Source organism: Methanoregula sp. (assembly GCA_026625165.1).
Lineage (GTDB): Archaea > Halobacteriota > Methanomicrobia > Methanomicrobiales > Methanospirillaceae > MVRE01.
This window is the reverse complement of sequence record CP112999.1, coordinates 290,782-312,001: the sequence shown is the minus strand read 5'-3', so window position 1 is coordinate 312,001 and position 21,220 is coordinate 290,782. Positions and strand designations below refer to the sequence as shown.

Annotated in this window: 22 protein-coding genes; 11 read left to right on the top strand and 11 right to left on the bottom strand. The window is 56.4% G+C overall.

The window, feature by feature from the left end; genetic code table 11:
- Positions 1 to 98 precede the first annotated feature (98 nt).
- Complete coding sequence (gene thsA / locus OS112_01655) at positions 99 to 1,715, top strand: thermosome subunit alpha (GenBank protein WAC05363.1); 1,617 nt, start codon at positions 99 to 101, stop codon at positions 1,713 to 1,715.
- Between the two features lie 128 nt (positions 1,716 to 1,843).
- Here the strand turns inward: thsA and OS112_01650 are convergent, their stop codons facing one another.
- The 3 genes from OS112_01650 to OS112_01640 are packed head-to-tail and all read right to left on the bottom strand — an operon-like array spanning position 1,844 to position 5,047.
- Positions 1,844 to 2,539 carry an ABC transporter ATP-binding protein gene (locus OS112_01650; GenBank protein WAC05362.1) on the bottom strand — a complete coding sequence of 232 codons (696 nt, stop codon included), beginning with the start codon at positions 2,537 to 2,539 and terminating at the stop codon, positions 1,844 to 1,846.
- A 1-nt stretch (position 2,540) separates the two neighbouring features.
- Complete coding sequence (locus OS112_01645) at positions 2,541 to 3,761, bottom strand: ABC transporter permease (protein WAC05361.1); 1,221 nt, start codon at positions 3,759 to 3,761, stop codon at positions 2,541 to 2,543.
- Positions 3,743 to 5,047, bottom strand: a complete 1,305-nt coding sequence (locus OS112_01640) for an S-layer protein (GenBank protein ID WAC05360.1) — start codon at positions 5,045 to 5,047, stop codon at positions 3,743 to 3,745. The genes OS112_01645 and OS112_01640 overlap by 19 nt, the downstream gene beginning before the upstream one ends.
- A gap of 110 nt (positions 5,048 to 5,157) precedes the next feature.
- On the opposite strand from OS112_01640, the gene OS112_01635 reads away from it, so the two are divergent.
- Both OS112_01635 and OS112_01630 read left to right on the top strand, forming a co-directional pair.
- Positions 5,158 to 5,745, top strand: coding sequence for a TetR/AcrR family transcriptional regulator (locus OS112_01635; protein WAC05359.1), 588 nt, complete (start codon positions 5,158 to 5,160; stop codon positions 5,743 to 5,745).
- Positions 5,746 to 5,780: 35 nt separating this feature from the next.
- Complete coding sequence (locus tag OS112_01630; GenBank protein WAC05358.1) at positions 5,781 to 6,974, top strand: radical SAM protein; 1,194 nt, start codon at positions 5,781 to 5,783, stop codon at positions 6,972 to 6,974.
- Between the two features lie 133 nt (positions 6,975 to 7,107).
- On the opposite strand, the gene OS112_01625 is transcribed toward OS112_01630, so the two are convergent.
- From OS112_01625 to kdpA, 3 genes are read right to left on the bottom strand one after another with little or no spacing between them, the layout of a single operon-like run.
- Positions 7,108 to 9,084, bottom strand: coding sequence for a sensor histidine kinase KdpD (locus OS112_01625; protein WAC05357.1), 1,977 nt, complete (start codon positions 9,082 to 9,084; stop codon positions 7,108 to 7,110).
- A gap of 5 nt (positions 9,085 to 9,089) precedes the next feature.
- Positions 9,090 to 11,195: a potassium-transporting ATPase subunit KdpB gene (kdpB, locus tag OS112_01620; GenBank protein WAC05356.1), complete on the bottom strand. Its 2,106-nt coding sequence runs from the start codon at positions 11,193 to 11,195 to the stop codon at positions 9,090 to 9,092.
- Entirely contained in the window at positions 11,188 to 13,572 is a 2,385-nt protein-coding gene (gene kdpA, locus OS112_01615; protein WAC05355.1) for a potassium-transporting ATPase subunit KdpA, read from the bottom strand. The genes kdpB and kdpA overlap by 8 nt, the downstream gene beginning before the upstream one ends.
- 405 nt (positions 13,573 to 13,977) lie before the next feature.
- Here kdpA and OS112_01610 point away from each other — a divergent pair, with 405 nt between their 5' ends.
- The 8 genes from OS112_01610 (at position 13,978) to OS112_01575 (ending at position 19,225) form a co-directional block, all read left to right on the top strand.
- Positions 13,978 to 15,462 carry a M20/M25/M40 family metallo-hydrolase gene (locus OS112_01610; GenBank protein ID WAC05354.1) on the top strand — a complete coding sequence of 495 codons (1,485 nt, stop codon included), beginning with the start codon at positions 13,978 to 13,980 and terminating at the stop codon, positions 15,460 to 15,462.
- Between the two features lie 82 nt (positions 15,463 to 15,544).
- Complete coding sequence (locus OS112_01605) at positions 15,545 to 15,769, top strand: hypothetical protein (GenBank protein WAC05353.1); 225 nt, start codon at positions 15,545 to 15,547, stop codon at positions 15,767 to 15,769.
- Positions 15,770 to 16,033: 264 nt separating this feature from the next.
- Complete coding sequence (locus OS112_01600; protein ID WAC05352.1) at positions 16,034 to 16,903, top strand: universal stress protein; 870 nt, start codon at positions 16,034 to 16,036, stop codon at positions 16,901 to 16,903.
- A 261-nt stretch (positions 16,904 to 17,164) separates the two neighbouring features.
- Positions 17,165 to 17,392, top strand: coding sequence for an antitoxin (locus OS112_01595; protein WAC05351.1), 228 nt, complete (start codon positions 17,165 to 17,167; stop codon positions 17,390 to 17,392).
- Positions 17,392 to 17,784 (top strand): type II toxin-antitoxin system VapC family toxin, encoded by a 393-nt coding sequence (locus tag OS112_01590; GenBank protein ID WAC05350.1) that lies wholly within the window; start codon positions 17,392 to 17,394, stop codon positions 17,782 to 17,784. The genes OS112_01595 and OS112_01590 overlap by 1 nt, the downstream gene beginning before the upstream one ends.
- A gap of 251 nt (positions 17,785 to 18,035) precedes the next feature.
- Entirely contained in the window at positions 18,036 to 18,362 is a 327-nt protein-coding gene (locus OS112_01585) for a transcriptional regulator (protein WAC05349.1), read from the top strand.
- A 2-nt stretch (positions 18,363 to 18,364) separates the two neighbouring features.
- A complete protein-coding gene (locus OS112_01580; protein ID WAC05348.1) occupies positions 18,365 to 18,895 on the top strand; it encodes a hypothetical protein in 531 nt (176 codons plus the stop codon).
- 3 nt (positions 18,896 to 18,898) lie between these two features.
- A complete protein-coding gene (locus tag OS112_01575) occupies positions 18,899 to 19,225 on the top strand; it encodes a type II toxin-antitoxin system PemK/MazF family toxin (protein ID WAC05347.1) in 327 nt (108 codons plus the stop codon).
- A gap of 215 nt (positions 19,226 to 19,440) precedes the next feature.
- Here the strand turns inward: OS112_01575 and OS112_01570 are convergent, their stop codons facing one another.
- The 5 genes from OS112_01570 to OS112_01550 form a co-directional block, all read right to left on the bottom strand.
- Entirely contained in the window at positions 19,441 to 19,713 is a 273-nt protein-coding gene (locus OS112_01570) for a type II toxin-antitoxin system RelE/ParE family toxin (protein WAC05346.1), read from the bottom strand.
- A gap of 1 nt (position 19,714) precedes the next feature.
- On the bottom strand, positions 19,715 to 19,915 hold the full coding sequence (locus OS112_01565; GenBank protein WAC05345.1) for a hypothetical protein: 201 nt from the start codon (positions 19,913 to 19,915) through the stop codon (positions 19,715 to 19,717).
- A 217-nt stretch (positions 19,916 to 20,132) separates the two neighbouring features.
- The gene (locus OS112_01560; GenBank protein WAC05344.1) at positions 20,133 to 20,324 is read right to left on the bottom strand and encodes a hypothetical protein; all 192 of its coding nucleotides are present in this window, start codon (positions 20,322 to 20,324) and stop codon (positions 20,133 to 20,135) included.
- Positions 20,325 to 20,408: 84 nt separating this feature from the next.
- Positions 20,409 to 20,654, bottom strand: a complete 246-nt coding sequence (locus tag OS112_01555; GenBank protein ID WAC05343.1) for a hypothetical protein — start codon at positions 20,652 to 20,654, stop codon at positions 20,409 to 20,411.
- Between the two features lie 39 nt (positions 20,655 to 20,693).
- Positions 20,694 to 20,939, bottom strand: coding sequence for a hypothetical protein (locus tag OS112_01550; GenBank protein WAC05342.1), 246 nt, complete (start codon positions 20,937 to 20,939; stop codon positions 20,694 to 20,696).
- Positions 20,940 to 21,220 lie beyond the last annotated feature (281 nt).

The following is a 21,220-nucleotide window of genomic DNA, read 5'->3' as shown; positions in this document are numbered from 1 at the left end:
ATTAAGTCCGATACCGTTATGCAACCATACCGGCTATTAATCAGTAAAAATGGCAGGAGCCGGCCGGCCCCTGCGATTGAGAGGAGGAAGAGAGAAACATGTCACAACAACTTGGCGGACAACCCATCCTGATCCTCCGGGAAGGCGCAAGGCGGACCCGGGGGCAGGAGGCGCAGTCCGGAAACTTTGCCGCAGCAAAGGCGGTTGCCCACGCGGTCCGGTCGACACTGGGGCCAAACGGGATGGACAAGATGCTGATTGACGGGATCGGCGATATCGTGATCACCAACGACGGCGCGACAATTCTAAAAGAGATGGATATCGAACACCCGGTCGCAAAGATGATGGTTGAGGTTGCAAAGACGCAGGACGACGAGACCGGGGACGGTACCACGACCGCCGTCGTGCTTGCAGGAGAACTCCTGCGGAATGCAGAAGAGCTCCTTTTACAGAAGATCCACCCGACCGTTATAGCGGAAGGATACCTGCAGGGAGCAAGGAAGGCGCAGGAGATCCTTTCCGCTCTTGCACTTGAGATCCGGCCGGACGACGAGGCGATGTTAAAAAGCATTGCCGAGACCGCCTTTACGAGCCGGCTTGCGGAATCTGCCAAGGACCAGTTCTGCGGGTTCATGGTCAGGGCGGTTACGGTTGTTCAGGACCCGGACGGCAAGGTCAACATCGACCATATCAGCGTGGTAAAAAAGGTAGGGGGTGCAATCGAGGACTCGACAATTATCGACGGCATTGTCATTGACAAGGAGCGCATGCACCCCGGGATGCCAAAAGAGGTACGGGATGCACGGATCCTCCTGCTGAATGCTGCAATCGAGTTCAAAAAGACCGAGGTGAACGCGAAGATCAATATCGCGGACCCGTCACAGTCCCAGGCGTTCCTTGACGAGGAAGCCCACATGGTCCGGTCGATGGTTGACAAGGTTATCGCAAGCGGGGCCAATGTCGTGTTCTGCCAGAAAGGGATCGATGATGTTGCCCAGCATTACCTTGCAAAAGCAAAGGTGCTTGCAGTCCGCCGGTTGAAAAAGAGTGACATGGAGAACCTGTCCCGGGCAACCGGGGCATCCATTGTGAACAGTATCGACGCGGCCGCAGCAGCGGATATCGGCAGTGCGGGGCTTGTCCTTGAAAAAAAGGTGGCAGGCGAGGAGATGATCACGGTGTCTGAGTGCAAAAACCCAAAGGCAGTCTCGATCATCATCCATGGCGGGACGCAGCACGTTGTCGACGAGCTCGAGCGTTCCGTCCATGACGGGCTCATGGTAGTCAAGGACGTTGTCGAGGACGGCAGGATGGTTGCCGGGGGCGGGGCGCCCGAGATCGAGCTCTCGATGCGGCTGAGGGAGTACGCCGTAACACAGGGAGGCCGCAGGCAGCTCGCCATTGAAAGGTTTGCGTCAGCCTTTGAAGTCATCCCCCGGACGCTTGCGGAAAACTCCGGGCTTGACCCGATCGACATGATCGTCGCGCTAAGGTCTGCCCACGAGAAAGGCCACGCGACCTACGGCCTTGACGTCACTGCGGGTAAACCGGCCGATATGCTCAAAGCCGGGGTTGTCGAACCGCTCCGGGTAAAGACGCAGGCGATCTCGAGTGCCGCCGATGCAGCGGTCATGATCCTGCGGATCGACGATGTCATCGCGTCTTCAAAGGCAAAAGAGGCCCCGACTCCGCCCGGAGGCATGGGCGGATACTAGGAAATCCCCGGTTTCCCTTTTTTCATAATTTTTTTTTTTAAATAATCCACAGTTGACTGCGAGTCCTTAACTAAAAAAAATATTTTTGACAATATCTTATATTTCATTTTGGACACTCTCTCCCGGAGTCACCCGCCCTTTGTCCCGTTCGTCCCGTCGCTCGTGATCTTTCCGTCCTTGAGCCGGACGATCCGGTGGAAATAGTCCTTGTGCCAGTCCTCGTGGGATACCATGATGATGGTCTGCTGCATCTCCTCGTTGATCTCGTGGAAGAGTTCGAGCACCATTTTCGAGTTCTCCGAGTCAAGGTTGGCGCACGGCTCGTCGGCAAAGAGGATGTCGGGCTTGTTCACCATCGCACGGGCGATCGAGACGCGCTGCTGCTGGCCGCCGGAGAGTTCCCGGGGCAGGTGGTCCCGCCGGTCGCACAGGCCGATCCTCTGCAGGATCCCGTAACTGTCCTTTTTCACCTGCTCTTCGCTCCGGTCTTTCCGGAGCATCGCCGGCAGGGAAACATTCTCCATCACGGTAAGGTCTGGGACCAGTGCATAGTCCTGGAAGACATAGCCGAGCTTGTAGAGACGGAACATGGTCTTCTCGTAATCGGTCAGGCGCAGGACATCCAGCCCGTCAATCTTGATCCGGCCGGATGTGGGGAGGTCCAGGAGCCCCACCATGTGGAGCAGCGTTGTCTTGCCGCTCCCGCTTGCTCCCATGATGCCGAGGAACTCTCCTTTCTCGATGTTGAGTGTCACGCCATCAAGGGCTTTTACCTCCACATTTCCCATGTGGTAGATCCTCCGCAGGTCGGTAATCTCGATCATATCAGGCCCTCATGGCAGACTGGATCTCCTCGCGGGAGACCTGGTAAGCGGGGACATACCCTGCAACGACTGCTGCACAGAACAGGATCACGGAATTGATCAGGATGTCCCACGGGGTGATATAGAGGTAGGCAGACCATTCGGGAGTCACGATGGGGTGTACCGACATGTATGCTGCGAGCGCGAGCGTGATGATGATCCCAAGGATGATGCCAAGGACGCCGAGGATCATCACCTGGAAGCCGTAGTTGTGCATGATGACCTCCTTGTCCACGCCGATAGCTTTTAAGATCCCGATCTGCTTGCGGCTGTTGAGGGTCTTGATGGTTATGACGATGAAGAGCACGACCGTAGTAATGATGACACTGACAATCAAGGACACCATGTTGATGATGGCGAAACTCTGGAGTACCTTGCCCACGCTTTTACTGAGCAGGTCCGTCATGGTCTGGACCTTGCCGTTCACGCCAACGCCATACGCAAGGAGCTCGTTTTTTATGAACTGCTCGGTATAGCCGGGTTTCGCTCTCACGGTGATGTAATCTGCCCTGTCCAGCGCCTTTCCTTCCACCTGTTCCATGTCAGTCCAGGACACAAACGCGGCGTTGTCAACCGGGCTCCAGCCGGTGTAGTAGATCCCTTTGACCCGGTATTCTTTCGTATACCCGTTGCCATACTCGACCGTCACCGAGTCCCCGACCCGGACCCCGCCCAGCGACGGCTGGAATTCGTCTTCCTGCCGGACGGTGGCATCACCGGCCATCGGTTTCCCTATAATGATCTCGCCGGTATCTCCTTCCCCGAGGTAACTGCCGGCAACCATCTTCGTGTATACCGGGGATACTTCCTTCTCGTCCATGGGAGAGATGGCACGCACGGAAACGCCGAGGACCCGCTGCCGGTACTTGAAGGTCGCCCCCTTCGAGAACTGGGGGGATGCCCGCTGCACACCCGGCATGCCGTTGATCAGGTCGAGCGTAGCATCAAGGTCGTTGATGTACTGCTCGCCCGATTTGGGGCTGACGAGGACGTTTGAGGTCTCATAGTCCACCAGCTGTTTTGTGATGCCCTGCCCGATCCCGCTGAACATGGAGGGGAGGAAGATCATGTTGGTGAAGCACATCCCGATGATCAGGACGGTTAAGATCGTGCTTGAGCGGCTTCCCCGCTGGAGCGAGCGCAGCGCCAGCAGGAACGCGACTTTCAGTTCTTTTTGTCCCATGGGAATTTGCCGTTGCCGTTGGTCCGGGGCAGGTACCAGTACCGGTACCCGACAACCCCGAGGATGACGAGAATGACCAGCCCGAAGATGACGGTGCCGGAATTATCAGCCGGTGGCACCCGCATGTTCATCTGCCGTGTGAGCGTGTGGACACCCATGTCATCCGTGTAGGTGATGGCCAGGGTATACGGGTAGTTGCCGCCTTTGAGCCCTTCAAGGAGGAATATGGCCGGTGCGTCGTTCCCCGGCTTGATCTTCCCGATGAAGGCCTCTTTTGTACCTTCAGCCGGCAGGTCGATGGTTGCCGAGACCTGCTTTGCCTCGCCGGTACCGGTGTTCTCGATCCGGATCGTCAGGTCAAACGGGGTGTTCTCGGCCAGCCGCGGGGGGCTGGTATCGACCGAGACAAAACCCAGCTCGGCCCTGCCCTTGAAGAATACTTCGATCGCTTCGGCCTGGCGCTTTGTGGTCCCGTCCGGGAGCTGGTAGTCGAAGGTGAGGAGGATATTCTGCAAGCCTATTGGGGCCTTCTTGTCGGTTATAAAGTCAATGGTGACCGTCTTTGATGCCCCGCCTTCGAGGTCCCCGACTACAATCGTGCTGGAACCCATGACACCGATGGAGCTTGAGCTCGTGTTGACCGAGAGGAGGACCTGGCCTGCCCGCAGTGTTCCGGCATTATTCAGGTCGAGCACAACCGGGAAACTTTCGCCCGGGTTGATATTGTCAGGCAGGGATTTCCCGACGACGATCGTGGGCGCCCGCATCACCTGGTTCCTTGAATTCACGTTGACCGGCACCGGGTACCGGACGCTCTTGCCGCCATTGATATCCACCCACACTTCGGGGAAATAGATGCCCTCCTTGTTTGGCGCCTGTATGGCAAAGGTGACGGTTGCCGACTGGCCGGGGCCGATTGAGCCGAACCGGCGGTACGTTTCGGAGAGCACCGAAATCCCGTTCCCTTCGAGGCTGATCGCGTCGATCTGGGTTGGGATATCGACGACCCGCGTGGATGCGGTCCCTCCGCCGGTGCTCTGGCCGGTCAGTTCCGTGAGTGTCGCACTGCCGGCAGTGTTTTTGATGACAACCGCAACCGTGCCATGATCACCGGGTGCAAGCACCTGCGGGGTGACCGTGTAGCTCTCGATGTACACGGTCGGCTGGTCGCCCTCTGCCCGGGCGGCAGGGATGCCGGCCAGCAGGATGATGAAGCACGCGGCAATCACAAACCATGTCGCAAACGCCCCGAGCCGGGTCTGTCTGAACTTCTGTGTATTGACCATTGTCTCCTCGTTTTTAGGTCTGTTCTCACTATGTTAGTAACCAAGGGTTATTAAACTTACTCTGGGTAATTTTAATAACTTCAAGTAACAATAATGTTCAGGAGGGAACTATGCCAAAAATGTATCCCGGGTACCGGGAAGAAATTGAAAAGAAGATCGTTGCACAAGCTTCAGCACTTTTCATGGAGAAGGGGTTTTCCGCCACGAAGATGGATGATATTGCAGCACGGCTCGGGGTGACCAAGGCCTCGATCTACCAGTACTATAAGAGCAAGGCCGACCTTTTTGCGGCGGTCGCTGAATTCCAGCGGCAGGAACTCGCCGGGATCCTCGAGCGGTCGTTTGAGGGGCAGGAGATGATGGAGGGTGCTTCCCTGCTCTTTGATTCCCTGCTTGCGTATATCAACAAATCCATGGAGATGTACCATGATGTCATGGCAGTCGCAGTGCACAACGAGGCCCTCCGCGCGATTCTCCTTGAGGACCGGAACGGCGACCTCGCCGTAATCGGGCAGTTCATTGAAGCACAGAAAGAAAAAGGGCTCATCCACCCGTCCGTCAATTCACGAGTCCTCGCTGTTGCCTGCGATGCGCTCGTCAACGGCCTGATGTTTGACGTGATGCTCGGCATGGACCCGGCAGAGGCAAAAGGTGTCTGGCTGGACGCGGTCGACGACCTGGTCCGGGTCCACGAATAATTTTAATGAGAGGCTCATTTGAGGGGGAGAAGAGTATGAAAACGTCCGCGGGAATCCCGGATAAGACCGTAGCTGCACCGTTAAGATCTGCAGCAGGGTCACCATCGTCCCGCTCCATGAAGAGCCAGCCGGAAAAAAAGAGAGATAGCCACGATTACCGCCGTGTCCTTGATGACGGGATAACCGCCACCCTCAGACAGGCAGCAAAGATTGTAATGGCCGATCCCTCGCTTCTCTTTTTTGCCGCAAGAACCATAATCTCACAAAAAGAAGCAGCTGCCCGTCGCTGCCGGTTCGACCGGCAGGGCATCTGTGTCCCTGCAGCCATGATCGTGAGCATTACCAGACGGTGCAACCTTTCCTGTAAAGGCTGTTATATGAGAGGCCGGCACCAGGAGCCGGCACCTGAGATGAGCCCTGACCAGCTCGCATCTGTCATCGGACAGGCCGGAGACCTCGGGGTTTCGTTTGTCGTCTTTGCCGGGGGCGAACCGCTGGTCAGGAAGGATGAGATCCTTGCGCTGGCACAAAAATTCCCCAAAATCATTTTTGCAGTATTTTCCAATGGCCTCCTTATTGATGAGAAGACAACAGCCGCCCTTGCAGAACGAAAGAATATCATCCCTGTGCTCAGCTTTGAAGGCTTTGAGAAGGAGACCGATAACCGTCGCGGGGAGGGAGTATACCGCAAGCTGATGCGTGCGTCCGCGATGCTTGAGGAACACCATATTTTTTTCGGGTGCTCGGTGACCGTGACCCGGTCCAACCATGCACTGGTGACCGATGAGAAATTTGTCCGGATGATGATCGATTCCGGGTGCAGGATCTTTACATTTGTCGAATATGTCCCGATCCAACCCGGGACAGAAGGTCTTGTACTTACCGGCGCCCAGCGGGAAAACCTCGCCAAATGCCTCAATGCATTCAATACCCGGCTGCCTGCGGTCTTCATCGGGTTTCCCGGTGACGAGGAGAAGTTCGGGGGCTGCCTGTCGGCGGGAAGAGGGTTTGTCCATGTCAGTGCCGCAGGCAGCCTTGAACCGTGTCCTGCCGCCCCGTTCTCTGACGCAGACCTTACCAAAGTCTCCTTAAAAGAAGCCCTGCAGTCGGATTTCCTTCGACGGATACGGGAGAACCACGCAATGCTGACGGAAACGGATGGCGGGTGCGCCCTCTGGACAAACCGAAAATGGACATCTTCGCTGCTCAGGGTGCATGACCTCCCCTGAATTGCGGTGTGCGTACACAGCCAAAGAGAACAAAAAGGGACCGGGATGGTATTTCCCGGCTCCAGTATACACGGTTTCTTTTTTGCTATTCCTGCTTTTTAGCGATGAACCGGAAAAAAACCGCACACGGCAATCATGGTATGTGGTGTACGGCAGTCCCTGACAGTTTCACCCGTTCAAGCGCTAGTGCCGCCTGGTTGGCAAATGCCGTTAGGATACGTGCCTGTTCGGGCGTGATGATCCCATCCACTTCAGCGGGCTTCACTCCCATGATCCCAAGGGTCCCCTGCGATGTCTGGACCGGGATGTACCTGAGCCGTGACCCGTGCAGCGTGTCGGTATCATAGCCCGCGACCGTTCCGTGTTTGTATGCCCAGGTCGCCACCGCAATATCATCAGCCTCAAGACTGATCCCGAAACCTGCAGGGTGGACAACGGTTCCGGTCTCATCCGGGAGAAGAAATGTGCTCTCCCACCCGAAGATCTCGCTGATGTGCTTTCCAACCACGGCGATGATTGAGCCGGTATCCACTGCAGTTGCGAGGTCCTGGGAAAGTGCGTATAATGTACTTGTCTCGTTCTCGCGGGCCTGAGCAGCAAGTGCATGTTCGCGCACCCGTGCAACGAGGAGGCTGACCAGTGCACCAACGCTGATCATTCCGGTTAAGGTGATGAAATACTCGATATCGCTCACCCTGAACGTGAAAAACGGGGGAATGAAAACAAAGTCAAAGGCCAGTATCCCGATCACCGCAGTAAAAATTGCCGGGCGCATTCCCCACCGGTAAGCGGCAACAACGACGGCAAGGACATACAGCATCATCAGGTTCGCCGGGGATATGATCGATTTTACCAGCCACCCGATGACCGTTACAATGGCGATGAGCGCGAAACTGTTGATGAACCCGTGCGGGGGCGTTGCAGGAAGGAGGGTCTCCAGTTCAACAATTTTCTTTGGAGGGGTATCACTGCTGCTGATGACATGGACATCAATTTTGCCGCTGTTATGGATCAGCTGGTCGACAACAGAGCCGAACACAAATTCCTGCCACCGCGGACGCAGGGTTTTCCCGATGATGATCCGCGTTATATTATGTTTCCGGGCATACCCGATCGTCGTGTCAGCAACATTAAGCCCGAAGACCGTAACCGTTTTTGCACCCAGTTTTTCTGCCAGCTGGAGGGACCGCCAGGCCTGCTCCTTTGCCTCGTTCCTGAGCCCGCGGTGTGACGGCGTCTCGACATAGATCGCTGTCCAGCGGGCGTTCATGCGGTCCGCCTGCCGCCGTGCAACCCTCACAAGCCGTTCCGAGAGCGGGCTCGGGCCGATGCAGACAAGGATGTTCTCCTTTGCCGCCCATGGCCCGGAGATCGCACGGATCTCCATGTAGGCGAGCATCTGTTCGTCGATCCGTTCGGCAGCCCGGCGGAGCGTGAGTTCCCGGAGGGCATACAGGTTCCCCTCGTTGAAGAATTTCTCGATGGCCTGCGCGGCGAGTTCGGGGACATATACCTTCCCCTCCTTTAACCTCTGGAGGAGTTCCTGCGGCGGGAGGTCGACCAGTTCGATCTCGGACGCTTCGTCAATCACCCGGTCCGGGATGGTCTCTTTGACGGTGACACCGGTGATCTGCGCCACAACGTCATTAAGGCTCTCAAGGTGCTGGATGTTGAGCGTTGTATAGACGTCGATCCCTGCATCAAGGATCTCTTCGACGTCCTGGTACCGCTTCAGGTGGCGTGACCCCGGCGCGTTGGTGTGGGCAAGTTCATCCACAAGAACGAGCTGCGGTCTGGCAGAGAGGATTGCATCAATATCCATCTCGGCAAGCTGAACGTTACGGTATTCCACCATCTTTTGCGGGATCGCATCCAGGCCTTCGAGCAACTCTTCCGTCTCCGGCCTGCCGTGGGTCTCGACATACCCCAGCTTCACGTCGATTCCCTCCTGTTTGCGGAGGTGCGCCGCCTGCAGCATGCCGTATGTTTTGCCTACACCCGCGACGTAGCCAAGGAATATCTTCAGCTTCCCCCGCCGTTTATGCCGCTCCTCGCCCTGCACGCGGGCAAGGAGGACATCCGGATCGGGGCGCTGATCAGGGACGACCATACAATCTACACACCCATGAGTAAGAGCAGCATATCGATAACCTTTATTCCGATGAACGGGGCGATAAGCCCGCCGATGCCATAGATGACGATGTTTTTCCGCAAAGCCTCTTCTGCCGTCATGGGGCGGTAGGCGACACCGTGGAGCGCCAGCGGGATTAAAGCGACTATAATCAGCGCGTTGAAGATCACGGCAGCGAGGATCCCGTGCCGGAGGCCCATGATATTGAGCGCCACGAGTGCCGGGTACGTTGACATGAAGGCAACGGGGATGATGGCGAAGTACTTTGCCATGTCGTTTGCGATCGAGAACGTGGTCAGGGCCCCCCGTGTCATCAGGAGCTGCTTTCCGATCTCCACGATCTCGATCAGTTTCGTGGGATTAGAGTCAAGGTCGACCATATTCGCTGCCTCCCGGGCCGGCTGGGTACCGGTGTTCATGGCAACAGCAACATCGGCCTGAGCAAGCGCCGGGGCATCGTTTGTCCCGTCACCGGTCATGGCAACCATCCGGCCCCCGGCCTGGTATTCGCGGATCAGCCGGAGCTTGCTCTCGGGAGTTGCTTCCGCAAGGAAATCGTCCACCCCGGCTTCGGCGGCGATCGTCGCGGCGGTGAGCCGGTTGTCTCCTGTAATCATCACGGTCTTGATCCCCATCCTGCGCAGCTGGGAGAAACGTTCCTTGATCCCGCCCTTGACGATGTCTTTTAAGTAGATGACCCCGAGCGCCTTACCGTTCCTGGTCACGACGAGCGGCGTCCCTCCCGCCTGCGCGATGACGTCGACTGCATGTTTCAGTTCCTCCGATACGGATGACTGCCCGCATCTCTGGATGTGAGCAAACACCGCGTCTGCTGCCCCTTTCCTGATATGCATGTCCCCAAAGTCGACGCCGCTCATCCGCGTATGGCTTGAGAACGGGATGAACTTCATCTCAGGTGCACACCCTGATACCCCGACGCTCCTGCCCCGCAACCCGTACTTCTCCTTCATCAGCACAACGATACTGCGCCCTTCCGGTGTCTCGTCCGAGAAGGATGCCAGCTGCGCCGTCTCCGCGAGATCCATGATCCCCGTCCCGTCGACCGGGATCAGCTCTACCGCCTGCCGGTTCCCGAGCGTAATGGTGCCCGTCTTGTCCAGCAGCAGGACGTCAACGTCCCCGGCAGCCTCGATGGCTTTCCCGGACGTAGTGATAACGTTCCGGCGGATGAGCCGGTCCATGCCGGCGATCCCGATGGCGGAGAGCAGCCCGCCAATCGTTGTCGGGGCGAGGCAGACAAACAGCGCGACGAGCACGGTGACCGTGACCGGGACACCTGCCCCCGCGGCCTCCACGCTGTACCGCGAGAAAGTGTACAGCGTTGCGCATATGACAATAAAGACCGAGGTCAGCCCGATGAGAAGGATGTTGAGCGCGATCTCGTTTGGGGTCTTCTGCCGCTTTGCGCCTTCAATCAGGCAGATCATGTGGTCGAGGAACCCTTCGCCGGGGTTTGCGCTTGCCTGGATGATCAGCCAGTCGGAGAGGATCACCGTGCCGCCGGTAACTGCACTCCGGTCCCCTCCGGATTCGCGGATGACCGGTGCACTCTCGCCGGTGATCGCGCTCTCGTTGACTGACGCGACGCCTTCCACAACCTCGCCGTCAACCGGGATGGTGTCGCCGGCCCTGACATAGAAGAGATCTGTCTTGTGCAGCGTTGAGGACGAGACAATTGTATAATCAGGCTCTGCCGGCTCTCTCCCTTTCACGATCCTGTACCCGGGATACAGCTTCTTTGCAAGCGTGTCCTGCCGCATCTTCCGTAATGATTCCGCCTGCGCCTTGCCCCTCCCTTCTGCGAGGGCCTCGGCGAAGTTGGCAAAGAGCACCGTGAACCAGAGCCACGCGGCGATCGCCCCGATGAACCCTGCCGGCTCCTCACCGGTCCCGGAGAGGGACTGGAGGAAAAGGAGGGTCGTGAGCACGCTTCCGACCTCGACAGTAAACATGACAGGGTTGCGGATCATGAACCGCGGGTTTAGTTTATATACCGCGTCGATAACCGCCCTGCGATAGAGGGCCGGCAGGACGGAGTGGGGGTCCCGGACCGGTTTGAAGTCAGACATGGGCCACACCCCCTGCCACCCGGATGAGATGTTCGACGACTGGACCAAGTGCAAGTACCGGGAAGAAACTGAGCGCCCCGATGATGAGCACGACGAAGATAAGCCATATGATGAAGAGCGGGCGGAATTCGCGCAGCGTGCCCCCGCTTACAGGGACAATCTTCTTTGCAGCAAATGACCCGGCTAATGCAAGTGTCAGGATGGCGACTGCATACCGTCCGATAAACATGCAGGCGGCAGTTGCAATATTATAGAACAGGTTGTTCGCAGACAGGCCTGCAAAGGCGCTCCCGTTGTTCTCTGACGGGGAAGTAAACGCGTACATGATCTCGGAAAACCCGTGGGGGCCCGAATTGAGGACGGCAGACCTTCCTGCATCGGTCGAAACCGCTGCCGCCATACCGATGAGAATGAGAAAGATGGGGATGAGGATGATAATGGTGGCAAGTTTCATCTCGTGCGGCTCGATCTTCTTGCCAAGGTATTCGGGGGTACGACCGACCATGAGGCCGGCGATGAACATGGCGATGATGACAAAGACAAGCATCCCGTACAGGCCGGATCCGACGCCACCATACACGACTTCCCCCAGCATCATGCCAAACAGGGGCACAAGGCCCCCAAGCGGGGTGAAGGAGTCGTGCATCGAGTTTACCGCCCCGCAGGACGTCACGGTAGTTGTGACCGCAAAGAGCGCCGACGGCATGACCCCGAACCGCACTTCCTTGCCCTCCATGTTGCCGCCCGGCTGGATACCGGTCGTGCCTTGATCGATCCCCATCCCGCTCAAAGCAGGGTTCCCGCCCTGTTCCGCCCAGATGGCAAACCCGAGAAGCGGGATGAACATGAGTGTCATGGCAAGAAGGATACTGATGCCCTTGCGTCCCGCCCCGACCATCTTCCCGAACGTGTAGCAGAGCGCTGAAGGGACCAGGAGGATCGCCACGACTTCAACAAAATTGGAAAACGGCGAAGGGTTCTCGAACGGGTGGGCTGAGTTTGCAGAAAAGAACCCGCCGCCGTTGGTGCCGAGCATCTTGATCGCTACCTGCGACGCAGCGGGCCCGAGCGGGATTGTCTGGGTCGTGACGAGTGCGCCGGTGGCATCCTTCACCGGATCGAGGAGCGGCACGGTGACGGGGCCGGAGAACGCCTGGACGCTCCCCTGCGAGACGAGGATGAGCGCGATGATTATGCTGAGGGGAAGGAGGATCATGACGCTCCTGATGAGCAGCACCCAGAAGTTCCCGATCGTTGATGCAGACTTCCGCGAGAGCCCGAAAATGAGGCCGACAAGGACTGCCATTCCCACTGCCGCAGAGACGAAGTTCTGCACGGCAAGCCCGAGCATCTGCGTCAGGTAACTGACCGTGGTCTCAGGTACGTACGCCTGCCAGTTGGTATTGGTGGCAAAGCTGACCGCGGTGTTGAGCGAGAGGTCCCACGGGAGAGGGCCGGCTCCGGCGGGATTGAGCCAAAGGAACTGCTGCACTTCCAGGAGCAGGAATACAGACACGATACAGATGGCGGAAAAGACCATCATTGCGACCGAGAACATCTTCCAGTCCATCTCGTCGCCTGCTCCCGGCCCTGCCGTCGTGAGGAACCAGCGTTCGATGGGATCGATCAGCGGGGAGAGAAGGTTCTTCTTCCCGGTAAACACCCGCCACATGAACCTTCCCAGTGGGACGACGGTCACGACAAAGATGCCAAAGAAGAGCACCAGCACTGCCCAGTCTGCAAGACGACCGTCGGACGGCTGCGGGAGGGGGGTATCCCCGGCCGGGGAGGAGACCGGGGACGCGGCCAGGTCATCGAGGGCAAGGTTGAGCGAAAGGACATTGACATGGGGCTCGCCGAAGATCCAGAACTGGCGGGGTTCGGCATACCGGCTGACAAGCGCCGTTACGTCCTGTCCGCTCAGGTTGCGCTCCCGGGCGACGCGGGGTACCTGGTAGTATGCCGCTGCCACTGATATATCGGGGTCAAGCCCGCTTCCCGATGCGGTGACGAGGTCGACCGGGATCGGTTGGGTATTTGCCGGATCGGCCTGACGGAGAGCATCGGCACGGGCTTTCACCATATCCGCAAGCGCCGGGTTTGTGGGCCCGAGGTTCGATCCGGATGAGCCCATTGCATTATAAGGTACCGGGGTTGTAGCAGACGGGCGGCCCCAGAAGTACTTAGGGGATGTGAATGGCTGCCCGATCAATGCCGAACCGGCAACCTTCCCGTCATGAACGATGAGGTTGCCGTTTGCCTGTGCCGGAAATGCAATCTGCGCGATACCGGTGATGACCAGGGGGTAGAGGATGCCCACGAGGACCGTGAGCAGTATAAAGACCAGGATTGCAGGCCGTACCTGCTTTTTCATCATTGACTTAACCGGTTCTGCAGGCATGCACTGACAGCCTCAATCGTGATGCACTCCGGACTGCCACGACAGGAGTGTTCACTGTACAAGGGTTCAGATTGTTAGTATATACGCACTTTGATAGCTTTTCTGCGATCGCAAAATAAACAATTATCTGATCCGGCCCGGTCTATTCGTCGTCTCCCGGTAGTCCGGCACGGGATATCTCCGGTCTATTAACTTTTCCATTCGGAGATATGTAAAAATAAGATTTTTTCCCGTCCGCGGCAGTCCGGCAACAAGACCTGCCTTGTACGATTGCATACTGTTTTTGTGTTTTGTGACGGTGCATTTTTTTTAAAAAAAAACCGGCACTTTTATTTCCCGGCTGTAAACACCTGGCACGGGAAGCGTACCGGTGCGGAGGGCTTGTTTCCCGGAAAGGCCGGGGTGCACAACGTTGCCCGGTCCACGGGGTGCGGGACACAAACGGTAGTGTTCATCTGCCCGGGCGGATATATATCCGGAGAAGAGATGGAGCCCACTGTCCCGGATCCCGGAGCCATCGGCGAGATGTTCAGGAACGTCCGGGCGTTCATGCCCGGCATCATCGAAGATTTCAGGGACCTTGTCGCTATACCATCGGTGGCGTTCCCGGGTTATCCCCCGGAACCGGTGCACCGGATGGCTGCAGCGACCGTGGACCTTTTAAGACGCTATGGACTGGCGGACGCCCGCCTGCTCGAGATTCCCGGAGGGTACCCTGCCGTGTACGGCGAGATCGCTGCCCCGCCGGGGGCACCCGTGGTGCTCCTGTACTCCCATTACGATGTCCAGCCGGCACGGGAGGAGGACGGCTGGGAGACCGGCCCGTGGGCACCGGTGATCAGGGACGGGCGCCTCTACGGGCGGGGGGCCGCTGACAACAAGTCGGGGATTATTACCATCGCCGGGACATTAAGGGCGCTTGGAGGAAGGCCCCCTGTCGGGATAAAAGTGATTATCGAGGGCGAGGAGGAGACAGGGAGTCACCTTGGCGCGTTTGTCGGGGCGAACCCGGAACTGTTCCGGTGCGACCTGTTCGTCATAACTGATATGGGCAAGCTGGAAGCCGGAAAACCGGTCCTGAGCACGACCCTGCGGGGCGATGTTTCCTGTGTCGTCACCGTCAGGACTCTTGGTCACGCGGTCCATTCGGGCGTGTTCGGCGGCCCGGCCCCGGACGCACTGGTCGCCCTCATCAGGATGCTTGCCACCCTTCATGATGAACGCGGCGATGTTGCCATTCCCGATCTTTTTTTGTATCCCGGGGCCGCAACTGAATTCCCTGAAGACCTGTACCGGAAGCTGTCCGGCATGGCCGACGGTGTTGACACGATCGGTACGGGCTCTATCAGCTCCAGAGTCTGGCAGAAGCCGTCGGTCACGGTGATCGGGATCGATGCCCCTTCGGTCAGGGATGCTGCAAATATCCTCATCCCGCAGGCCCGTGCCCGTATCAGCATGCGCATTGCGCCGGGATCTGACCCGCAGCGGGAGGTCCGGCTCCTCACAGGCCATCTCCGGGCGGTTGCCCCGTGGCACGTGCAGGTGGAGGTCGGCGACATCTGGACATCATCAGGTTTCATCTGCCCGACCGGCGGGCGAGGCTATGAAGCTGCAAAAAAGGTGCTGGAGGCGGTCTACCGCAGGCCGGTCCAGGAGATCGGCGGCGGGGGTACGATCCCGCTGTTAAACGTGCTGTCGCGTGCAGTCCCGGGCGCAGAGTTCGTCCTCTGGGGCTGCGAGGACCATGAACGGTCTGCGATCCACGGGCCAAACGAGAGCGTCAGTCTCATCGAGGTTGAGAACATGATCGTCACACAGGCACTGCTTCTTTTGGCGCTGGGGGAGCGGGCCGCGCCTCCAGGGTGAGCGCCCGGATCGATCCGCTGCTTATTAAAAAACTTTTAATCCTAAAAAAATCATTGATTTTTGTTTTTACAATAAACAGCCGGTGAGGTGCGTGGTGATGCGGGGAGCGGGAAAAGGCCGTGCGGCGCGCCGTGGCGGCCGTGACTGGCAGGAGCATGCAGGGCGTGGCAGGTACGATGACGGGTGGGATCCAGAAAACCCGGACCAGGATCCCGGCCGTGATCTCCGGGACATGTATGAGGACCTGCAGGACCCGGCGGTTGATGATTACATCTGGCCGGAGCACGTGGAGAGGGAGGAAGACTAAAAAAAATTTGTTTTATCATATATTGAGGGCAGTGGGGCCGGTCCCGCACGACCGGCAGGATTTTTTCGTGCCGGTGGGAGCGGAGCCGGGGCGCGGGGATTTTTTACAAGTGTAACAATGAATTTTTTTTTATCCCGGTGCCGCACCAAAAAACCCCACCCAGATATCCTTAAATATCGAAAACCGTATGTATTGTTTGAAAGCGGGGTTGGCATTTCATGGTACCTGTTGCAAGGCCGGATGGTGCTGCTGCCGGGGTGAAGTATGTTTGAGAAGGTGCTTTTCCCGACAGATTTTTCAGAGCGTGCAGAGATTATGCTCGATTGTATCGCCGGTATACCGCAGGTGCGGGAAGTCATCCTGCTCCACGTTGTCAGAGAGACCGGTTACCCGATGGGGGCGGATCTCGCCGATACTCTGGCAAAACAGGCAGCTGAAAAGACCCTTGCGGAGGCGCAGCACTACCTTAAAACACTCAACCCGGGCATCAGGGTGTCGCTGGAGACAACGGTATCGCCCGATATTGCAGACGGGATACTGGCAACGGCACAGAAGCGGGGTGCCGGCCTTGTCGTTGTCAGCGCTCACGTAAAGGGCGTGAAGGCAGGGGTGCTCCTTGGCAGTATCCCGTCGACGCTCCTGTGCCGCACCGGCGGTATAAACGTCCTGTTCATGCGCCACAAGATCACCGAGACCCTGACCGGCCGGACTTATGAAAAGTTCTGTCCAAGGCTCTTTTCACGGGTCCTCTGCCCGACAGATTTTTCACGGTTCTCCGGACATGCAACAGCCCTTGCCGGCAGGGTCGCGGGGGCAGGAGAGGTCATCCTCCTCCATGTCGTACCGGGGGGCAAGGCAACCGGCGGGACAAAAGAGGCAAAAAAGGAGGCGGAGGCCCGGATCGGCGCAGCCCGCGACAGCCTTGCATCACAGGGCATCCGGTGCAGGGCGATTGTGAAGACCGGCGACCCTGCCGGAGTGATTGTCAGGGTTGCCGAAGAGGAGGATGTGTCGGTCATCTGCATCAGCTCATTCGGGAAAGGCTGCCTTCACGATTTCCTTGTCGGGAGCACGGTGCAGGACGTGGCCATGAACGCAACACGGCCGGTGATTGTCGTCCGGTCGCCCGGATAACAAAGGGCCCTGTATCGTAACTCCGGATAAACCGGATTGCATCATCTTTGTCCGAGTGCATCAACAAGGGCCATATATCCCTCGCTCTGGATTTGGGCGATCGTTACAGTTTCCATGCTCACTTCATCTCCATCTGGGAGTAATGGACCTGATAAATGGGGGTGGTTTTTAAAAAGCGGCCGGATCCTGCAGGGCCCGGCGGGTCCCATCCGGAGCATATCGGGATCGGAATTATATACACATACATACACAGACATAATCATGTCGACCCGGACGATCAGCATCACGGATGAGGCCTATGACCGGCTCAAAAGTCTCAAGAGGGGGGACAAGATGAGCTTTTCGGATGTGATTATCGAGCATTATCCAAAACGAAAGAGACTCTCCGAAGTACTGGAAGAGATCGGGGCAAACCCGGATCTTGCTGATTCGATTGAACGTGCTTCAAAAGAGATGCGATCCCGCTCTTTGCGAAAGGTCAGTTTCTGATGCCGGTCGCTGATACCTCATTTATCATCGACCTGATCCGTCATGATCCGTGTGCCATGGCATGCCTTAAGGATATTGAGGACAGGGGCATCTCTCCATCGATGACTCCCGTTTCAATCCTTGAACTCTATTACGGGGCGTATAATTCGGTTTGTGTTGAGGAAAATATCAAAGAGGCTCTCATTTTTTTAAACCTCTGGGAGGAGCTGCCGTTTACCGATGCGGTGTATCATGCCTTTGGGTACCTTTCTGCCACGCTTGCGCGGCAGGGGGTCCGGATCGGAGATTTTGATGAGGTGATCGCGGCCTTTGCCCTCGCACACGATTCGATGGTCATCGCCCGTGACCGGCATTTTGAGAAGGTCCCTGGCCTTGGGGTTATTTCGTACTGACCTGCTTGAAGTATCTTTTAAAACAATCGCAGCCCCGCAGGAAGAAGAGTTCCCGGTAAGGACTCATCCAAAAAAAAGGAGGGGGGGGGATAGTTCGAAGAGTACTGATGAACTCTTCTCATGTTTCAGGTCTGATGACCTTCAACATTCTCCCCTGCCCCGACCCCTTCTTTCATTTACTTTAAACTTTAAGTAAATAGTAAAGTAAATAACCCGGGTAACCAATCATTGTGAAAAGGAGAGAACCAAAAATGCAGAATGACATCCTCTCCATCTTAAACGAATCCGAAGCGCTCAATTCAAAAGTATTCTCCCTCGTTCGATTCAAACTGCTTGCAAGCCTTGCCGCTCTCGGGCTTGACGGGGCTACGTATCGCGAACTCAAAGCGGCGCTTGACATCAATGATGGAGTATTATTCGCAAACCTCAATGTCTTAAAAGACATGGGCTACCTCACTTCAGAGAAGATCACCTCGGAAGGTAAAGAACTCGAACTCTATATCATCACGCCCGAAGGACAGGATGAATGGAAAAGAACAAAAGCCTGGCTGTGCAGGTTCCTCCACTGCGGAGCATGAATATGGAAAAACACAAAAAAGTAATTGCCTTCTTCAAGGAACTTGGCTTTGAATTCGCTGTCTCACGGTTCGATGACCGGCTGGTTGCACAAAAAGTCGTCTGTCTTCTTGAACTCAGGGGCATCAATCTTGGATATCCCTGCAGCATTTATGTCCGGGGACCATATTCTCCGGATCTGACTCAGGATCTGTTTGAATTTCAGGGAGATTTCGAGCATTTAACCACGGAATCCCGGCTCAGCTCTGCGGAGAGGGAGACCGCTGGAGAGCTCGGCAGGATCTTCGGGTTAAAGCCCGTTCCTCTCGAAGTCGGAGCAACGTATGGGTATTACGCACTACGGCAGAACTGCGATCCGCTCGAAGCGTTAAGGCAGGTCAAGAGGTTGAAACCCTTCTATTCGGAGGCCCAGATCGCTCTCGGAATATCAAAAGCAAAGGAGTTCCTGTTCCGGCCCACTCCCGGGGACCTCGAAGAGCTGAAAAAGGAGACCGGCATCTGGCAGCGTGCATCCTTAAAATCACTGGAGAAGTGATGGATGAAGAACGGCGATATCTGGCTTGTGGATCTCTCAGATGCAAAAGGGCATGAGCAGAGGGGAATCCGCCCCGCGATTATCGTAGGAGATGCAAATGGCCTGACCATTGCTGTACCATGTACGACAACGCTCAGTACTGCCAGATTCTCCCACACGCTTACCATTACACCGACACCCCACAACGGCCTTGATGATGAGAGTATCGCACTTGTATTCCAGATCGTTGCTTTGGACCGGGACCGGTTCCAGCACCGGATCGGCGCAATCAGTGAACAGCAGAGGCTGGCAATTGTCGCCCTCATACGGGACCTGCTGGATCTGGATTAAGCTTTTTTTCAGGAGCCATCACCCACCTCTCCGTATCGTTTTTCTCGTGATAGGACAGGGAGATTATCAGTGAGAGCGCGTTTGAAAAATCTGCATGTGTACTATATCTGAATATTTGGGGTCCCCAAAAAGATCTTTAAAAAAATGGAGCAGGGGATCTCTCCCCTGCCCCGGTTGATTTCACCCTGAATGGAAAGTGCGGTTCTTTTTATGACTCAAGGAAAGACCCGGTAAATTTCTTCCCGGCTCTTTACCCGGTAAAAGATGATCCCGTTCTCTGTGGTTACCTTGCATCCGATGCGGTATTTTCCCGTACGAATGCGGTAGTAATAATCATATCCTCTCATCTTGTGGATATCAAAATCGAGAAAAATATCCTCCGGGGCCGGGATCTCATCAAACACCAGCCGCTCGATCCGGGAGCGATAACGTTTGGGCAACGATGCCAGGTCTTTGAGGAAAATTTTCTTATATTTGCAGGCCGGCATCTCAATCCTTTTTCAATGATTTATAGAATTTTCTGGCTTCGTGGACTGACAGGGTTTCATCCCCTTCTGCTTCCTCCATGAATTTTGCAAGACCGTTATCTTCGATAATGGATTCCATCCGGTTGAAGGTTTCAAGATCGACAATTACCGCCTGCTTCTGGTTCCGGGCGTCGGTGATATATTTCCGGGGTATTGCGGTCATTCCTGTATCACACCAGTGTTTATGTTGGAGACTATAAAGGAGCTTGTGTGGCCAGCTGAATTTGTCCCTTAAAAAAAATGGGGCAGGGGATCTCTCCCCTGCCGATGGCTCGATCTTCACACGAATGTGAACAACCCGTTCGTTCTTTTTAGTACCCGGCTATGTAATCGAGGACCCTGTCCCAGACAGCGAAGAACTTCGTTCTTCTCGTCCTCACCTACGGTTCGGAATACGAAAACCCGGGGATGACCACGTACGCCAGGATTCCGGCGCCGAGGAAGATCAGTGTTATCTGCACTTCGGTCGAAGAACCGGGTTCTTCGAAGACTTTTTTAGTCTTCTCATGTCTCAAGTCTGATGACTTTCGACATTCTCCTGTTTCGGCTCTGCGAACCTCAACATTTTCCATGATCTCCGACCTCCCCTACGCCAGGGCCGGCACGGTGTCCGCCCAGGTCTCGACCTTTGCGAGGATGCGTTGTGTCGAATTTCTTCAGAAATGAGACAGGAGAAGCCATCGGGCTTCGAATTGCGTAGGGTCGAAAGACCCGGAGCACGAGAAGACCGCAAGGTCTTCGCTGTCCGAGTAGGACGTTACCGTGACCCGGTCGCGGCTGAACGTCACGTTGTACAGCTCGCCGTTGGGGTCGTGGCACCGGACCGTTGTGGAGAACGAGTCGTTCCCCGGGTCATGTGCCGGTGTGCCCGTGTGTGCTGCGGTCAGTTCGGCTGCCGCCATCAGGACGGCTACAGGGACAATGTCGTCCGGGCAAAACGGTTATTCATTTCTTTTTGTCAGTTCCAGATACGTATCCTTAATTTTCCGTACCTTTTTCGTATCAAGACGGTCCACGACGCCCTGGTATTTCACGAGGAAACGCGGGACCTGTTTTGCAAGGGTATCCTCAAAAACGGCGGTTACCTCGCTTGTGGTATAGTACTGGGACTCTACACCGGATACTATCATCAACCGGGGATCATACTTTTTGACATGGGATCTGTCCAGAAGAACAGATGCGATCATTTATTGGCAGCGCAGGAGAATAGACAACCAGAATGGCACACATAAAAATCTACCTCGATGTATGCTGCCTGTGCCGGCCATTTGACGATCTCCAGAATAAAAAAATCCGGCTTGATAGCGAAGATTTCTGATGAAATCTTCTCATCTTCGGGGTCCTGACGACCCACTCATAGGCTGAAGCGATCTTATCAATCCTTGACCGGTGTACCCGTGACTGGGAACTCGTCGGGAGTGTTGCTATCGATGATGAGATTACCCTGATACCGGATGTCGAGAAGCGG

Bases quoted from the DNA above. Each gene is read 5' to 3' on its own strand.
- OS112_01550 (WAC05342.1), bottom strand. From the start codon at position 20,939: ATGATCGCATCTGTTCTTCTGGACAGATCCCATGTCAAAAAGTATGAT.
- OS112_01635 (WAC05359.1), top strand. From the start codon at position 5,158: ATGCCAAAAATGTATCCCGGGTACCGGGAAGAAATTGAAAAGAAGATC.
- OS112_01645 (WAC05361.1), bottom strand. From the start codon at position 3,761: ATGGGACAAAAAGAACTGAAAGTCGCGTTCCTGCTGGCGCTGCGCTCG.
- thsA (WAC05363.1), top strand. From the start codon at position 99: ATGTCACAACAACTTGGCGGACAACCCATCCTGATCCTCCGGGAAGGC.
- OS112_01555 (WAC05343.1), bottom strand. From the start codon at position 20,654: ATGGCGGCAGCCGAACTGACCGCAGCACACACGGGCACACCGGCACAT.
- OS112_01630 (WAC05358.1), top strand. From the start codon at position 5,781: ATGAAAACGTCCGCGGGAATCCCGGATAAGACCGTAGCTGCACCGTTA.
- OS112_01575 (WAC05347.1), top strand. From the start codon at position 18,899: ATGAAGAACGGCGATATCTGGCTTGTGGATCTCTCAGATGCAAAAGGG.
- OS112_01565 (WAC05345.1), bottom strand. From the start codon at position 19,915: ATGACCGCAATACCCCGGAAATATATCACCGACGCCCGGAACCAGAAG.
- OS112_01595 (WAC05351.1), top strand. From the start codon at position 17,165: ATGTCGACCCGGACGATCAGCATCACGGATGAGGCCTATGACCGGCTC.
- OS112_01585 (WAC05349.1), top strand. From the start codon at position 18,036: ATGCAGAATGACATCCTCTCCATCTTAAACGAATCCGAAGCGCTCAAT.
- OS112_01625 (WAC05357.1), bottom strand. From the start codon at position 9,084: ATGGTCGTCCCTGATCAGCGCCCCGATCCGGATGTCCTCCTTGCCCGC.
- OS112_01560 (WAC05344.1), bottom strand. From the start codon at position 20,324: ATGGAAAATGTTGAGGTTCGCAGAGCCGAAACAGGAGAATGTCGAAAG.
- kdpA (WAC05355.1), bottom strand. From the start codon at position 13,572: ATGATGAAAAAGCAGGTACGGCCTGCAATCCTGGTCTTTATACTGCTC.
- OS112_01650 (WAC05362.1), bottom strand. From the start codon at position 2,539: ATGATCGAGATTACCGACCTGCGGAGGATCTACCACATGGGAAATGTG.
- kdpB (WAC05356.1), bottom strand. From the start codon at position 11,195: ATGTCTGACTTCAAACCGGTCCGGGACCCCCACTCCGTCCTGCCGGCC.
- OS112_01640 (WAC05360.1), bottom strand. From the start codon at position 5,047: ATGGTCAATACACAGAAGTTCAGACAGACCCGGCTCGGGGCGTTTGCG.
- OS112_01590 (WAC05350.1), top strand. From the start codon at position 17,392: ATGCCGGTCGCTGATACCTCATTTATCATCGACCTGATCCGTCATGAT.
- OS112_01580 (WAC05348.1), top strand. From the start codon at position 18,365: ATGGAAAAACACAAAAAAGTAATTGCCTTCTTCAAGGAACTTGGCTTT.
- OS112_01570 (WAC05346.1), bottom strand. From the start codon at position 19,713: ATGCCGGCCTGCAAATATAAGAAAATTTTCCTCAAAGACCTGGCATCG.
- OS112_01600 (WAC05352.1), top strand. From the start codon at position 16,034: ATGTTTGAGAAGGTGCTTTTCCCGACAGATTTTTCAGAGCGTGCAGAG.